The 14,920-nt window shown below is 71.5% G+C and carries 12 protein-coding genes; 8 read left to right on the top strand and 4 right to left on the bottom strand.

The genetic code is table 11. The features are described 5' to 3' along the window. The first annotated feature begins 56 nt into the window (after window positions 1-56). Complete coding sequence (locus ACFY2Q_RS09805) at window positions 57-1,352, top strand: DUF2314 domain-containing protein (protein WP_387128827.1); 1,296 nt, start codon at window positions 57-59, stop codon at window positions 1,350-1,352. A gap of 67 nt (window positions 1,353-1,419) precedes the next feature. On the opposite strand, the gene gcvT is transcribed toward ACFY2Q_RS09805, so the two are convergent. Further along, window positions 1,420-2,550, bottom strand: coding sequence for a glycine cleavage system aminomethyltransferase GcvT (gene gcvT, locus ACFY2Q_RS09800; protein WP_387128826.1), 1,131 nt, complete (start codon window positions 2,548-2,550; stop codon window positions 1,420-1,422). 163 nt (window positions 2,551-2,713) lie between these two features. Here gcvT and ACFY2Q_RS09795 point away from each other — a divergent pair, with 163 nt between their 5' ends. Beyond that, window positions 2,714-4,288 (top strand): leucyl aminopeptidase, encoded by a 1,575-nt coding sequence (locus ACFY2Q_RS09795; protein ID WP_387128825.1) that lies wholly within the window; start codon window positions 2,714-2,716, stop codon window positions 4,286-4,288. Window positions 4,289-4,342: 54 nt separating this feature from the next. Here ACFY2Q_RS09795 and ACFY2Q_RS09790 read toward each other — a convergent pair whose 3' ends face one another. Further along, window positions 4,343-4,672, bottom strand: a complete 330-nt coding sequence (locus tag ACFY2Q_RS09790; protein WP_387128824.1) for a hypothetical protein — start codon at window positions 4,670-4,672, stop codon at window positions 4,343-4,345. 179 nt (window positions 4,673-4,851) lie between these two features. Between ACFY2Q_RS09790 and lpdA the strand changes: the two genes are divergently transcribed. Together lpdA and sucB are read left to right on the top strand one after the other, a co-directional pair. Beyond that, entirely contained in the window at window positions 4,852-6,243 is a 1,392-nt protein-coding gene (gene lpdA, locus ACFY2Q_RS09785) for a dihydrolipoyl dehydrogenase (protein WP_387128823.1), read from the top strand. A gap of 68 nt (window positions 6,244-6,311) precedes the next feature. Beyond that, entirely contained in the window at window positions 6,312-8,144 is a 1,833-nt protein-coding gene (sucB, locus tag ACFY2Q_RS09780) for a 2-oxoglutarate dehydrogenase, E2 component, dihydrolipoamide succinyltransferase (protein ID WP_387128822.1), read from the top strand. A gap of 155 nt (window positions 8,145-8,299) precedes the next feature. On the opposite strand, the gene ACFY2Q_RS09775 is transcribed toward sucB, so the two are convergent. Next, window positions 8,300-9,235 (bottom strand): SDR family NAD(P)-dependent oxidoreductase, encoded by a 936-nt coding sequence (locus ACFY2Q_RS09775; protein WP_387128821.1) that lies wholly within the window; start codon window positions 9,233-9,235, stop codon window positions 8,300-8,302. Window positions 9,236-9,402: 167 nt separating this feature from the next. Between ACFY2Q_RS09775 and ACFY2Q_RS09770 the strand changes: the two genes are divergently transcribed. The 4 genes from ACFY2Q_RS09770 to ACFY2Q_RS09755 all read left to right on the top strand — a co-directional run bounded on the left by ACFY2Q_RS09770 (window position 9,403) and on the right by ACFY2Q_RS09755 (window position 13,427). Continuing rightward, a complete protein-coding gene (locus ACFY2Q_RS09770) occupies window positions 9,403-9,969 on the top strand; it encodes a TetR/AcrR family transcriptional regulator (RefSeq protein WP_387128819.1) in 567 nt (188 codons plus the stop codon). Window positions 9,970-10,013: 44 nt separating this feature from the next. Then, window positions 10,014-11,351: a low temperature requirement protein A gene (locus tag ACFY2Q_RS09765; RefSeq protein WP_387128818.1), complete on the top strand. Its 1,338-nt coding sequence runs from the start codon at window positions 10,014-10,016 to the stop codon at window positions 11,349-11,351. Between the two features lie 107 nt (window positions 11,352-11,458). Then, window positions 11,459-12,382 (top strand): LLM class flavin-dependent oxidoreductase, encoded by a 924-nt coding sequence (locus ACFY2Q_RS09760; protein WP_387128817.1) that lies wholly within the window; start codon window positions 11,459-11,461, stop codon window positions 12,380-12,382. A gap of 145 nt (window positions 12,383-12,527) precedes the next feature. After that, entirely contained in the window at window positions 12,528-13,427 is a 900-nt protein-coding gene (locus ACFY2Q_RS09755) for a TIGR01777 family oxidoreductase (RefSeq protein ID WP_387128816.1), read from the top strand. 136 nt (window positions 13,428-13,563) lie between these two features. On the opposite strand, the gene ACFY2Q_RS09750 is transcribed toward ACFY2Q_RS09755, so the two are convergent. Next, window positions 13,564-14,823, bottom strand: a complete 1,260-nt coding sequence (locus ACFY2Q_RS09750; protein ID WP_387128815.1) for a PHB depolymerase family esterase — start codon at window positions 14,821-14,823, stop codon at window positions 13,564-13,566. Between the last annotated feature and the right edge of the window lie 97 nt (window positions 14,824-14,920).

Genomic DNA, 14,920 nt, shown 5'->3' with positions numbered 1-14,920 from the left:
GCGGGCCGGGTAGCGTTCGGCTCGACAGCACCGGCGCCGCCACCGGGGGAACCCACATGCTCATCACGGACGACTTCCTGCCCGTACCGGTCCCGGAGTCGCTAAGCGCGACCTACCTGGTGCCGATGGCGGGGCTGCCGAAGGTCAGCGCCAAGACCGCGGTGGCGGCGCTTACCGGCCGGTTGGCCGAGCCTGTGCACGGGCTCGCCCGGCAGATGCTTGACAGCCCGCTGATGAGCGTGGACACCCGGCCCATCAGCGAGTTCCCGGAGCTTCCGCCCGATCTGCTCACCGCGTTCGGCGCCACCGAGGCGCAGCTGGCCCGGCTGGCCGCGGCGACCCACCTGGTGGTGGTGCAGGCCGAATACCGGCCCGGTTGGCCGCCCGCGCACGAGTGGGCGGCGCGGGCCGTGGCGGCGGCGGTGGCCGAGTCCGTCGACAGCGACGTGGTGGACGTCTTCGGCCTGCAGTTCCTCGACCCGGCGACGGCGCTGCGCTCGCTCCCCGACGAGCACGGCCGGATCCGGCTTGTCGACTGGGTGCTCGTGCCGTACTCGTCGGACACCGAGGGGCTGTGGTTCACCACCAAGGGGCTACGCCGTTTCGGCCTGCTGGAGTTGCAGACCCAGGGTGTGCCCGACCACCTCACCCGCGCCTGGGGTGCGGTGATGACCGGTGCGGCTCGCCGGCTGCTGCGGGACTGGACCGACGGGCTGACCGGCGAGGAGGTGCCCGCGTTCGTGCAGCTCCCGGTGCTGGCGACGGTGACCGGGCACGACATCGCCGTGGCGTACGGCAATCCGGAACAGCACGGTGCGACCGCGCCGGTGCTGCTGCGCCTGGAACTGGACCCGGCGACCGACCCGGAGGCCGACTCGTTCCTGAGTCTGCGCCCGCCGGCGGGGCATTCGGGGTCGGACGGGCGCTACTACGCCGCCGCCTGCGCGACGCTGTTCTCCGGCATCCAGCCGGACGTGCGCTACGCCCGCTCGGGCGACGCGATGAGTCGGGCGGTCGCCACCGCCCGGGCGGCGTTGGGTGACGCCCGGGCTCGGTTCGTCGCCGGTCAACTGCCGCCGGAGTCGCAGCTGGTGGTCAAGTACGGCCTGCCCGGCGACGACGGCCCGGAGTACGTCTGGGCGGGCGTCACCTCGTGGGAGGCCCCGGAGCGGATCGTCGGCGTGAGCGCCAGCGACGCCGCCACCGATCCGAGCGTGCGGATCGGCGCTCCCGTGGTGGTGGAGGTGACCGACGTGGTCGACTGGGCCGTCCTGGACGCCACAGGCGTCATCGAGGGCGGCTGGACCCAAGCCGTCCTCGACTCCGGCGAGCCCCCCGCCCCACCCAGGTGATCATGAAGTTATTGCCATGACGCGCCGGTCACGGTGGCAATAACTTCATGATCAACGAAGGGCTGGGCTACTTCACGGACGGGTTTACGAAGGGGGGCTTGGTCAGGGTCAGGAGGGCCTTGCGGCCGCGGATGTCGATCTCGACCTCGTCGCCGTCGGCCAGGTTGGCGTCGGTGTCCAGCAGGGCCAGTGCGATGCCCTGCTTCCTCGTCGGGCTGAACGTGCCGCTTGTCACCTCGCCGACCTGCTTGTCGCCGACGTGCAGGGTCATGCCGGGGCGGGGAATGGCCCGGTCGACGGCCACCAGGCCGCGCAGCGTACGCCGAGGGCCGGCGGCCTTTTCGGCGAGCAGCGCGTCGCGGCCCCAGAACGCCGGCTTGTCCCAGCCCACCGCCCAGCCCGAGCGGGCCTGCACCGGGGTGATGTCCAGCGAGAGGTCCTGCCCGTGCAGCGGGTAGCCCATCTCGGTGCGCAGCGTGTCCCGTGCGGCAAGCCCGCAGGCGCGCAGCTCGAAGCTCTCACCGGCGGCGAAGAGCGCGTCCCAGACAGTCACCGCGTGCTCGGCCGGCACCACCAGCTCGTAGCCCAGCTCGCCCGTGTAGCCGGTGCGGCAGACGGTCAGCTCCACGTCGGCAAGGGTGGCGGCGGAGAAGCTCATGTAACCGTGCTCGGTGGGCAGGCCGAGCGCTGTCAGCAGCTCGCCCGAGCGGGGGCCCTGCACGGCCAGCACCGCGTACGCCTCGTGCTCGTCGGTGACCGTGATCCCCTTCGGCGCGGCGGCGCGCAGCCGGCGCACCACCTCGGCCGTGTTGGCGGCGTTCGGGATGAGGAAGACGTGATCGTCGGCGTACAGGTAGGCGATGATGTCGTCCACCACGCCGCCCGTGGCGTCGTCGCAGCAGAGCGTGTACTGCGCCCGACCCGGCCCGATCCGGCCGAGGTCGTTGCTGAGGCAGGCGTTGACGAAATCGGCCGCGCCGGGCCCGGTGACCCGGGCCTTGCCCAGGTGCGACACGTCGAAGACCCCCACTGCGGTACGCACCGCGTTGTGCTCCTTGAGCACCCCGCCACCGGCGTACTCCAATGGCATTTCCCAGCCCCCGAAGGGGGCGAACTTGGCACCGGCGGCGGTGTGCCGCTCGTGCAGCGGGGATCGGCGCAGCCGGGTCGCGGCGGCGGCGGAGGTCACGTCGGTCATGGGTGGCAACTTACCGGGGACAACACCGCTGGTTAGCATCGGCGGCGACCCCGTCGGCGTCATCGACGGGACAGCCCTGATGTCCGGCGGGTAGGTTCCGTCGGAGACCTTCACCGCCGGTACGCGACGTCGCGGCCGGCCCGGCCCGCCCGGAGTAGCTTCAGTGACATCCCCCCGCACCACAACCCTGAGCCTGGTCGACACCGACCCGGCGGAACTCGCCGTCGACGCGATCGTGATCGGCGTGCACAGCCAGACCGGAGAGCAGGGCGCCACCAGCGGCCTCGCCGGCACCCTGCTGCTCGCCAGCGGCGCGGAGAGCATCGCCGCCGCCTTCGACGGCAAGCTGACCGAGACGCTCGCGCTGCTCGGCGCGACCGGCGCCCCGGGCGAAGTGATCAAGCTGGCCACGCTCGGGACGGTCACCGCCCCGCTTGTCGCCGCCGTCGGGCTCGGCCCGGAGCCGTCGGGCGCCGCCCCGGCGCCGGAGGCGCTGCGCCGCGCGGCCGGGTCGGCGATCCGGGCCGTGGCCGGCGCGTCGAAGGTGGCGCTGGCCATGCCGCTGCCGGACGACGCGGACGCGCTGGCCGCGCTGCGCGCGGTCGCCGAGGGGGCGCTGCTCGGCGGGTACCGGTTCGCCGGTTACAAGACCCGGCCACAGCCGACCCGCCGCGAGCCGGTGGCCGAGGCGCTGATCACCGTGCCGGACGCCAGCGACGCGGGCGCCCAGGCGGAGATCACCCGGGCGCAGGCCGTGGCCGGCGCGGTCCGGCTCAGCCGGGACTGGGTGAACACCGCACCGAACGAGCTGCGTCCGCCGTCGTTCGCCGACGCCGTGGCCGCCGCCGCCCGGGACGCGGGTCTCGACGTCGAGGTGCTCGACGAGGCGGCGCTTGTCGCTGGCGGGTACGGCGGCATCGTCGCGGTCGGCCAGGGTTCGGAGGCTCCGCCGCGGCTGGTGAAGCTCACCTACACCCCGCAGGACGCCGGCAACGGCAAGCGGGTCGCCCTGGTCGGCAAGGGGATCACCTTCGACACCGGCGGCATCTCGATCAAGCCGGCGCAGGGCATGTGGGAGATGAAGTCCGACATGGCGGGCGCCGCCGCGGTGGGCGCCGCCATGCTGGCGATCGCCGCGCTGAAGCCGTCGGTGGCGGTAAGCGCCTACCTGCCGATGGCCGAGAACATGCCGTCGGGCAGCAGCTACCGGCCGGGCGACGTCATCACCATGTTCAACGGCAAGAAGGTGGAGGTGCTCAACACCGACGCCGAGGGCCGGATGGTCCTGGGCGACGCCATCGCCCGTGCCTGCTCCGACGGCACCGACTACGTGTTCGAGACGTCCACGCTCACCGGCGGCCAGGTGATCGCGCTCGGCAAGAAGATGGCCGGCGTGATGGGCACCCCGGAGCTGTGTGAGCGGGTCCGGACGGTCGGCGACGCGGTCGGCGAGCCCGCCTGGCCGATGCCGCTGCCGGACGACGTGCGCAAGGGCATGGAGTCGGACGTGGCGGACATCTCGCAGGTAAACGCCGGGATGGACCGCGCCGGGCACATGTTGCAGGGCGGCGTGTTCCTGCGGGAGTTCGTGGCCGACGGCGTGGCCTGGGCGCACATCGACATCGCCGGGCCGGGCTACCACTCGGGTGAGCCGACCGGCTACTGGACCAAGGGCGGCACTGGCGTTCCGGTCCGCACCCTGGTGCAGCTCGTGGAGGACGTAGCCGCCAACGGCTGAGAGATGTAAGGAAGGGCACCTTATTAACGCGAGGCGTTAATAAGGTGCCCTTCCTTACATCTGGTTGGGGCGGCGCTTGCGGCGCTCGTTGAAGTCACGCATCCGCTGCGGGTAGCCCATCAGCCGGACGTCGTACACCGGAATGCCCATCCGGTACGCGAAGCGCCGCGCGCCGTCCGGGCCGTCGATGCGCCGGCGGGTCCACTCCCCGTCGTCGGCGATCAGGATGACTGTGGTCTCGGTGACCGTCGTGCGCGGTTCGATGTACGCCTCGACGCCGCGCCGGCTGCGGATGAAGGTTTCGAGGTGCTCAAGATCGCCACGGTCGGCCGCGCGGTCGTGGCTTGGCACACGCTTTTGTTTGCGGCGTCGGAACAAGCCCACCGAACATCTCCCCCAAGGCCCCGTCGTCGACAACGGTGCCAAGGGTACGTGTCGATGACGTGTCGTTGGGCACCTCGGTACGCGCCCTGTGCCCAGTGGTGACAAGATGACCGAGGTGGGGTGTGTCCGTGTTACAACCCCGTGACCCCCGATGCAGCGACGCGACCTGGGAGTTGGACGTGAGCGAGCCGAACGAAGCGACCTTCGACATTGTCATTCTCGGAGGTGGCAGCGGCGGCTACGCGACCGCGCTGCGCGCCGTCCAGCTGGGCCTGAAGGTGGCGCTGATCGAGAAGGGCAAGCTCGGCGGGACCTGCCTGCACAACGGCTGCATCCCGACGAAGGCCCTGCTGCACGCGGCGGAGATCGCCGACCAGGCCCGCGAGTCGGAGCAGTTCGGTGTCAAGGCCGAGCTGATCGGCATCGACATGGCCGGCGTCAACGCGTACAAGGATGGCGTGATCGCCCGCCTGTACAAGGGCCTCCAGGGCATGCTGAAGGGCAACAAGTCGATCACCGTCGTCGAGGGCCACGGCAAGCTGGTCGGCAAGAACGTCGTCGAGGTGGACGGCAAGCGCTACACCGGCCGCAACGTGGTCCTGGCCTCCGGCTCGTACGCCAAGAGCCTGCCCGGCCTCGAGGTCGACGGTGAGCGGATCATCACAAGCGACCACGCGCTGACCATGGACCGGGTGCCGTCGTCGGTGATCGTGCTCGGTGGCGGCGTGATCGGCGTCGAGTTCGCAAGCGTGTGGAAGTCCTTCGGCGTGGACGTGACGATCGTCGAGGCGCTGCCCCGACTGGTCGCCGCCGAGGACGAGGAGTCGTCGAAGGCTCTGGAGCGGGCGTTCCGCAAGCGGAAGATCAACTTCAAGGTCGGCAAGCCGTTCGAGAAGGTCGAGAAGACCGACAACGGCGTCAAGCTGACGATCCAGGGCGGCGAGACCGTCGAGGCCGAGCTGCTGCTGGTCGCCGTCGGTCGCGGCCCGAACACCGCAAACCTCGGGTACGAGGAGCAGGGCGTCAAGATGGACCGCGGCTTCGTGCTTACCGACGAGCGGCTGCGCACAAGCGTGCCGAACGTCTACGCGGTCGGCGACATCGTGCCCGGCCTCCAGCTCGCGCACCGGGGCTTCCAGCAGGGCATCTTCGTCGCCGAGGAGATCGCCGGGCAGACCCCGGCCGTGATCGACGAGGTCGGCATCCCGCGCGTCACCTACTGCGACCCGGAGTTGGCGTCGGTCGGTCTGACCGAGGCGAAGGCCAAGGAGCAGTACGGCGCCGACAAGATCAAGACGTACAACTACAACCTGGCTGGCAACGGCAAGAGCCAGATCCTCAAGACCTCCGGCTTCGTGAAGCTGGTCCGGGTCGAGGATGGCCCCGTCGTCGGCGTGCACATGATCGGCGCCCGGGTGGGTGAGCTGATCGGTGAGGCGCAGCTCATCTACAACTGGGAGGCCTACCCGGCCGAGGTCGCCCAGCTCGTGCACGCCCACCCCACCCAGAACGAGGCATTGGGCGAGGCGCACCTGGCCCTCGCCGGCAAGCCGCTGCACGCGCACGCCTGATCATCCACAACCGCGGCGTCCGGCGACGGGCGAGGATCCCCCAAGGGGAATGAAGGAGTCTGGAGAACATGCCGGTATCGGTCACCATGCCCCGGCTCGGTGAGAGCGTCACCGAGGGCACCGTCACTCGCTGGCTCAAGCAGGAGGGCGACACGGTCGAGGTCGACGAGCCCCTGCTCGAGGTCTCCACCGACAAGGTCGACACCGAGATCCCGTCGCCCGCGGCGGGCGTGCTGAGCCGGATCGTGGTCGGTGAGGACGAGACCGCCGAGGTCGGCAGCGAGCTGGCCGTCATCGCCGGTGAGGGCGAGTCGACCGGCGGCGGCGAGGCCGCCCCGCAGGAGCAGGCACCGGCCGAGGCGGTCGAGCCGGCCACCGAGCCGACGGCCGCCGCCGAGGGCACCGCGGACCAGGTCGCGCAGGACGAGGCCCCGGCCCAGGACGAGGCGCCGGCTCCGGCCGCCGCGTCGTCGGGCGAGGGCACCGCGGTGAAGATGCCGGCCCTGGGTGAGAGCGTCACCGAGGGTACGGTCACGCGCTGGCTCAAGCAGGTCGGCGACACCGTCGAGGTGGACGAGCCGCTGCTGGAGGTCTCCACCGACAAGGTGGACACCGAAATCCCGTCACCTGTCGCCGGCACCGTTCTGGAGATCAAGGTCGCCGAGGACGAGACGGCCGACGTCGGCGCCGAACTGGTGATCATTGGCGCCGCTGGCGGGGCCCCCGCGCAGGCGAAGCCCGAGCCGAAGCCCGAGCCCAAGGCGCAGGCCGCGCCGAAGGCTGAGCCGAAGCCGGAGCCGAAGGTCGAGGAGCCGACCCCGGGCACGTCGTACAACGAGCCGGCCGCGGAGACGGAGACCTCGGCGCAGCCGGCGAAGACCGAGCAGGCCGCGCAGCCGTCCGCGCCGACCGCCGCCCCGCAGCGCTCGGCGCAGGGTGGCGGCGACGAGGCCGCCGGTTACGTCACACCGCTGGTCCGCAAGCTGGCCGGCGAGCACGGCGTCGACCTGTCCTCGCTCAACGGCACCGGCGTGGGTGGCCGGATCCGCAAGCAGGACGTCCTCGACGCGGCCGAGAAGGCCAAGGCCGCCAAGGCCACTCCCGCCGCTGCCCAGCCGGCCGCCGCGCCGTCGGCGGCTCCGGCGAAGCCGGCCGCGAAGCCGCAGCCGAGCGGCAAGCGGGGCACCACCGAGAAGCTCCCCCGGATCCGCAAGGCCATCGCCACGCGGCTGCACGAGTCGCTGCACGAGATGGCACAGCTCACCACAGTGGTCGAGGTGGACGTCACCCGGATCGCGAAGCTGCGGGCCCAGGCGAAGGACTCCTTCGTGCAGCGGCACGGCGTGAAGCTGTCCTTCCTGCCGTTCTTCGCGCTCGCGGCGATCGAGGCGCTGCAGACGTACCCGATCGTCAACGCCCGCATGGATCTTGAGGGCGGGACGATCACCTACCCGGAGGCCGAGCACCTCGGCATCGCCGTGGACACCGAGCGTGGCCTGTTGACGCCGGTCATCCACAACGCCGGTGACCTCAACCTGGGCGGCATCGCCAAGCGGGTCGCCGACCTGGCCGAGCGCACCCGGACCAACAAGATCAGCCCGGACGAACTCGCCGGCGCGACCTTCACCCTCACCAACACGGGCAGCCGGGGCGCGCTCTTCGACACCCCGATCGTGCCGTCGCCGCAGTCGGCGATGCTCGGCACGGGTGCCGTGGTGAAGCGTCCGGTCGTGGTCAACGACCCGGATCTGGGCGAGGTCATCGCTGTCCGGTCGATGGTCTACCTGGCCATGTCGTACGACCACCGCCTGATCGACGGCGCCGACGCGGCCCGCTTCCTGACCACTGTCAAGGAGCGGCTGGAGGCCGGCAACTTCGAGTCGGAGCTGGGCCTGGCCTGATCTCCGTAGCAACGCCGAGAGGCGCCCCGGTCGTCGAGACCGGGGCGCCTCTTCGTTCGGCTGGTGTCAGGGCCGCCGCACGGGGCCGACTCGCGCGAGTGTCAGGGCCGCCGCACGGGGCCGACTCGCACGAGCGGGAGCCCGCGGTCCGGCTCTCAGCCCTTCAGCAGGGCCGTCGAGACCTGCCAGAGCCGTTCGGCGGCCTCCGGGTCCAGCGCGTACTCGGCGACGCCGCTCCGCTCACCGGGCTTGGCCGGGCCGGCCTCCTGGCAGTCCTCGAAGTAGCGCCCGCCGACCCCGTCGAGCAGCGGCGAGGCGGCGACAAGCACCGAGGTGGCGGCACCCTGCTCGACGGACTTCCAGGCCGCCGCGTTTCCGGAGCGCATCCGGTTCAGCTCCTCCTCGCTGACGTACCGCTGGAGGTTTGTCTTGATCGCGCCGGGCATGAGCGAGTTGGCGAGGATGCCGTCGTCGGCCCAGCGGCGGCTCGCCTCGACCGCGAAGAGCACGTTTGCCGTCTTCGACTGCCCGTACGCCTGCCACGGCTCGTACTCCCGACCGTCGAACTGGATGTCGTCGAAGACCACCGGTGAGCGCAGGTGGGCGGCGGAGCTGACGGAGACGATCCGGGCCCCGTCGGCGGCGGCGAGGGCGTTGCGCAGCCCGGTGGCGAGCGCGAAGTGCCCGAGGTGGTTGGTGGCGAACTGCATCTCCCAGCCCTGCGGGGTCCGGCTCAGGGGCGCGGCCATGATGCCGGCGTTGTCGACCAGGATGTGCAGCGGACCGTCCCAGTTGGCCACGAAGTCGGCGATCGAACCCTGGTCGGCGAGATCGAGCGGAGCGACAAGGACCTGGTCGTTGCCGGTGGTGGCGGTGATGTCGTCGGCGGCGCGTTGCCCGGCGTCGGTGTTGCGCACGGCCAGGGTGACCTGGGCGCCGGCGCTGGCCAGGGCACGGGCGGTCTCGACGCCGATGCCGGACGACCCGCCGGTGACGATCGCCCGCCGTCCGCCGAGGTCCACGCCCTGGATCACGTCCATGGCGGTGGAGGCGTGGGTGAACGGGGTGGTGATCGGGTTGCTCGTCGTCATTGTCCATCCTTGTCCGGGTGGGGCGGGCCGGTAGGCCCTGCCAGTACGATGGAAGCGGAGGATCCTCCGCTACGGTCGAGACTAACCGGAGGCTCCTCCGCTTGCCAGTTCGGGGCACTGCGAGCACGCCCAGGACGATCGAGTCCGTATGAGTCGAGGAGGAGACGGTGCCGGAAACCGGCCCCCGTCCGTTACGGGCGGACGCGCTGCGCAACCGCGGGCGACTGCTGGAGGCCGCGGTCCAGGCGTTTTCCCGCCCCGGGCCGGAGGTAACGCTCGACGCCATCGCCCGGGAGGCCGGCGTGGGCATCGGCACGCTCTACCGCCACTTCCCCACCCGCGAGGCGCTGGTCGAGGCGGCGTACCGCAACGAACTGGGCAAGCTCTGTGACGCCGCACCGGAACTGCTCAGGCGGTTGCCACCGGATCAGGCGCTGCGGGGCTGGATGTCCCGGTTCATCGACTACCTCGCCACGAAGCGGGGCATGGCCGACGCGCTGCGCCTGGTGATCGCCTCCGGCGCAAACCCGTACGCGCAGAGCCGGGACCGGCTGCTGGAGGCGCTCGGCGCGCTGCTCGCGGCGGGCGCGACGGCCGGCACCGTCCGGGCCGACGTCGATCCCGGCGACGTGCTGGCCAGCCTGAGCGGGATCTCCCTGGCCGCCGGTGAGCCCGCTCAGGCCGACCGGCTGCTCGACCTGCTGATGGACGGTCTGCGGCACCGCGCCGGCTGACCCGTTCGGCCTCCGACCAGGCCGGACGCTGCCAGAGTGAGGTCGTGGGCGGCTTTCGGCGACGTGGGCAGTTGGGACCCGCTGTCCCGATCGCCCCCGGCGCACGGGTCGACAAGTTCGAGGTCTTCTTCGACCTGGTATTCGTCTTCTCGTTCTTCATCATCACCCGCGCGACCGCCGCGAACATCTCCGGCCGGCAACTGCTGCACGCCGGCCTGGTGCTCGCCGTGCTCTGGTGGTGCTGGGTGGTGCACAGCCTCGTCGCCACCCGGGTCCGGCTGGGCGAGGGCTACGTCCCGGTGCTCATGGTGATCGCCATGGCGGCGCTGTTCGCGTTCGCGCTGGCGCTGCCGCAGGCGTTCAGCGATCCGAAGGGGAGCGCCTCCGGCCCGATGCTGGTGGCGGTCAGCTACGTGGTGGTCCGCGGCGTACACATGATCTTGTATCAGCATGTGGTCCGGGACAGCCCACAGGAGCGCCGGCAACTGCGCCGCTTCGCCCCGGAGTTGGTGGTGAGCATCCTGCTGCTGCTGGCCGCCGCGCTGATCCCGCCGCTGATCGGCGACCCGGACCAGGCCGCGATGGTCCGGGACGGCCTGTGGATCACCGTGGTGGTGGTCCAGTACGCCACCGGCTTCATCGTGGGCACCTGGGGCTGGGGGGTGACAAGCGCCGAGCACTGGACCGAGCGGTACGACCTCATCCTGATCATCGCGCTGGGTGAGTCGGTGATCTCCACGGGCGTGGGCGGCAACCTGATCGGCAAGCCGGTCACCTGGCCGGCGGTGACGGCTGCCACGTTCGGCATCGTGCTCACCGCCGCCCTGTGGTGGGCGCACTTCGACTTCATCGGGCCGGCGGCCCGGATCGCGCTGCACGCCGCCGAGGGCAGCCCTCGGGTGGCGATGGCCCGGGACGCGTACGCGTATCTCTACCTGCCGATGATCGCCGGGATCATCCTCTTCTCCATCGGCAGCGAGGAAATCCTGCACCAGGTCACCGATCCGGCCGGCGGGCCTGCCCAACGGATCCACGGACCCGCCGTACCGATGCTGTTCGGGGGGTTGATCTGCTACTTCGCCGTCAACATGCTGTTCCAGCTGCGCACCCTGCACACCGTCACCTGGACCCGCATCGGGGTGATCGTGACCCTGGCGGTGGCCCTGCCGATCGGCCAGCATCTGCCGGCGCTTGGCGCGCTCGCCCTCGCCACAGTGATCTGCGTCGGCCTGGTGGCGGTCGAGGTGCTGGCGCTGTCGGACTCACGGCACGCGCTGCGGCGCGTCGTCTTCCAGGAACGGACCACCCACGAGGCCAGCGAGGCCGCCTGGCGGGCCCACTGGCACGACGTCCGCGAGCCGGACGACCCCACGACGCGCTGAGCCCACGCCGGACTGAGCCCACGCCGGGCCGCTTGTCGCGCCGGGCCGCCTTCTCCCCTCGGCAGAACCGCTGGCCTCCCCGGCCGCAGCTCGGGCAGGCTGGGCGCGTGATCACCTTCTCGGTCCAGGCGAGCCCGTCCGACGCCGCCAGTTGGTGCGACCTGGCCCGCCGGGCCGAGTCCGCCGGCTTCGACGCGCTGCTGGTCGGCGACCACCCGGGCGGTGTGCCCGCGCCGTTCGTCGCGCTGGCCGCCGCCGCGTCGGTCACCTCGACCCTCGGGCTCGGCTCGTACGTGTCAAACGCCGGCGTCCGCGAGCCGGCCCTGCTCGCCACCGACGTGGCCACCCTCGACCTGGTCTCCGGCGGCCGGGCCCGGCTCGGCATCGGCGCCGGCCACACCCCGGCCGAGTGGCGGGCGGTCGGACGGGAGCGCCCCGACGTCGCCGGCCGGGTGCGCCGCTGCATCGCGGTGGCCGAGGCGGTACGCGCGCTGCTGGCCGGCGACGAGGTCACAGTCGACTCCCCCGACCTGGTGATGCGTGCCGCGCGGCTGGACCGGCCCCACCCGGTGCGGCCTGACATTCCGCTGACCGTCGGCACGGCCAATACGGAGCTGCTGCGCTGGGCCGGGGCGTACGCCGACGTGGTCGGGCTGACCGGCTTCGGGCGTACCCTCGCTGACGGCCACAGCCACGACGTGCGCTGGCGGGCCGCGCAGCTCGACGCGCAGTTGGCCGCCGTCGCGGCCGGCGCGGCCGGCCGGGCCGAGCCACCGGCGTTGGAGGCGTTGGTGCAGCGGGTGGCCGTGGGCGACGGCGCGCGGGCCGCCGCCGAGGAGACCGCCGAGGAGACCGGCCTGCGGGTCGACGAGCTGCTGGCCAGCCCATTCGTGCTGATCGGCAGCCCGGACGAGATCGTCGCGGCGGTGGCGGCGCACCGACGGCGCTGGGGCGTCACCCGCTACGTGGTACGCGCCGACGCCCTCGATCCACTAACCCCGCTCCTACCCCGCCTAACAACCCTGGACTGAGCCCCACCCCCACCCCTCGTCGATCTTGCAGTTACTGCCCCGGCGGAACGGACTTTTCTGGGCAGAAGGGCGACACAAAGTGCAAGATCGGCGAGGGGTGGGGGCGGGGCGCGTCCGTGGACGACGTTCTGGGTAAGGATGGGGTATGCGGATCCTTCTGGCCGGCGCGTCCGGCTTCCTCGGCACCCGGTTGGGTGACCGACTCGCGGCCGACGGGCATTCGATCACCCGGCTGGTGCGCCGGAAGCCGCGCGATCCGCAGGAGCGACGGTGGGACCCGACCGCCGGGCATCTCGACCCGGCAGTGGTCGCCGAGTCGGACGCGGTGATCAACCTGGCCGGCGCGGGCGTCGGCGACAAGCGCTGGAACGACGACTACCGGCGGCTGATCCGCACGAGCCGGGTCGACACCAGCGGCACGCTGGCGACCACGATCGCCGGGCTGCCCGCCGCCGACCGCCCTCGGGCGCTGCTCAACTCGTCGGCCGTCGGCTGGTACGGCGACACCGGCGACCGGGTGGTCGAGGAGGACGCGCCGGCCGGCGAGGGCTTCCTGGCCGACGTCTGCCGTGTGTGGGAGGCCGCGACCCGGCCAGCCGAGGACGCCGGGGTACGCGTGGTGCGACTGCGTACAGGCCTGCCCCTGCACCGTGACGGTGGGCTGCTCAAGCCGCAACTGCTGCCGTTCCGGCTGGGCATCGCCGGTCGGCTGGGCAGCGGCCGGCAGTGGCTACCGTGGATCTCCATGGTCGACTGGCTGGACGCGACGGTCTTCCTGCTGACCCACGACGAGATCGCCGGCCCGGTGAACGTGGTGGGGCCGAACCCGGTGACGAACGCCGAGTTCACCCGGGAACTCGCCCGCCAACTGCACCGGCCGGCGATCATCCCGATCCCCGCGCTGGCGCTCAAGGTGGCGCTCGGCGGCTTCTCCCACGAGGCCCTCACCAGCACCCGAGTCCTGCCCGGCGTCCTGACCCGCGCCGGCTACGAGTACCACCACCCCAACCTCCCCGAAGCCCTACAAGCCGCCCTCACGCCGTAACCCGGCCTCCCCCGGCCCGGCCTCCCCCGGTGATCATGAAGTTATTGCCCGCGTCATCGGCGCGTCGTGGCAATAACTTCATGATCGACCGGGGTCAGTGCCCGGGGTCAGTGCCCGGAGGCAGGGTCCGGAGGGGTCAGCAGCCTATTACCCAGTTGTTGGGGGCGGTCTGCTTCAGGGTGCTGGTGTAGAAGGTGTTGTAGAGGCCCATTCGCTGGTTGGAGCCGTTCGCGTAGGCGTAGCCGCCGGACTGGTAGGCCCGACCGGCCACCACGTGCGCGTAGTTGCTCGCCGTCACGCAGGTCGGTGCCACCGTCGGGGTCGGGGTCGGCGTCGGGGTCGGGGTCGGGGTTCGGGTGGGGCTTGCGGTCGGGGTGGGGCTGGCCGTGGGCGTGGCCGTCGGGGTCGGGGTGGCGCCGCCGCCGTTCAGGCCGAAGAAGAGCGCATCGCGGTACGTCGAGCAGATGGTGTCCAGGAAGTAGGCGGCCGCGGTGCCGCACTGGTCGGCCCCGGAACCCGGGTCGACGGGCGTGCCGTGGCCCATCCCGGAGATGCGGTAGAGCCGTACGTCGTCGTTGCCGTACACCTCAAGGCTTGTGTTGGCGGGCAGCGACGAGGTGCTGGTCGGGGTCTGCGAGACGCCCCGCACGTTGGTCCACTGGTCGCGGGACTCGGTGCCGTTGAGCGGGGTGACAGTGGTGTCCGAGGTGCCGTGCCAGATGCTCACCCGGGGTCGCGGGCCGGTGTAGCCGGCGTACGCGCCACGGACCAGGTCGCCCCACGCGGCAGGGGTCTTGTCGGCGCCCGGGTTCATGCAGCTGAACGCGTTGACCATGCTTGTGGCGCAGCGGTACGGGATGCCGGCGATGATCGACCCGGCGGCGAAGACGTCCGGGTAGGTGGCGAGCATTACCGCGCTCATCGCCCCGCCTGCGGAGAGGCCGCTGACGTAGACCCGTGAGGCGTTCACGCCGAAGTTGGTCTTGGCGTGGTCGACCATCTGCTTGATCGACAGCGCCTCGCCCTGGCCCCGGGCGGTGTCCCCCGCCTCGAAGAAGTTGAAGCAGGAGTTGGCGTTGTTGGCGGCGGGCTGCTGAGCGACGATCAGGGTGAACTTCCACAGGTCTGCGTACTTTTGCCAGCCGGAGTTCGTGAAGTAGCCGGAGGCGTTCTGGACGCATCCGTGCAGCAGCACCACGGCCGGGGAGTTGGCCGGCAGGTTGTCCGGCCGGTAGGCGTACATGCTGAGGTTGCCGGGGTTGGAGCCGAAGCTGGTGACCTGGGTGAGGGTCGCGGCCTGGGCGGGCGCGGCGATGGCGACCGCGCCCGCTGCGGCGAGGACGAGCCCGGCGACCGCGCCGATCAGCCGGGTGAGGGTGGACGAGGAGCGGCGCACGGCGGCCTCCTGAAGGGGCAGACTGTGAACTGGGTCACGGTCGAATTGCCGAGACGTTACGACGATGTGTCGCCGCCATGACATGGGGCGCACGCAC

The organism is Micromonospora sp. NPDC000316 (assembly GCF_042898885.1).
Taxonomy (GTDB): domain Bacteria; phylum Actinomycetota; class Actinomycetes; order Mycobacteriales; family Micromonosporaceae; genus Micromonospora.
This window is presented reverse-complemented; position numbering and strand designations above follow the sequence as displayed.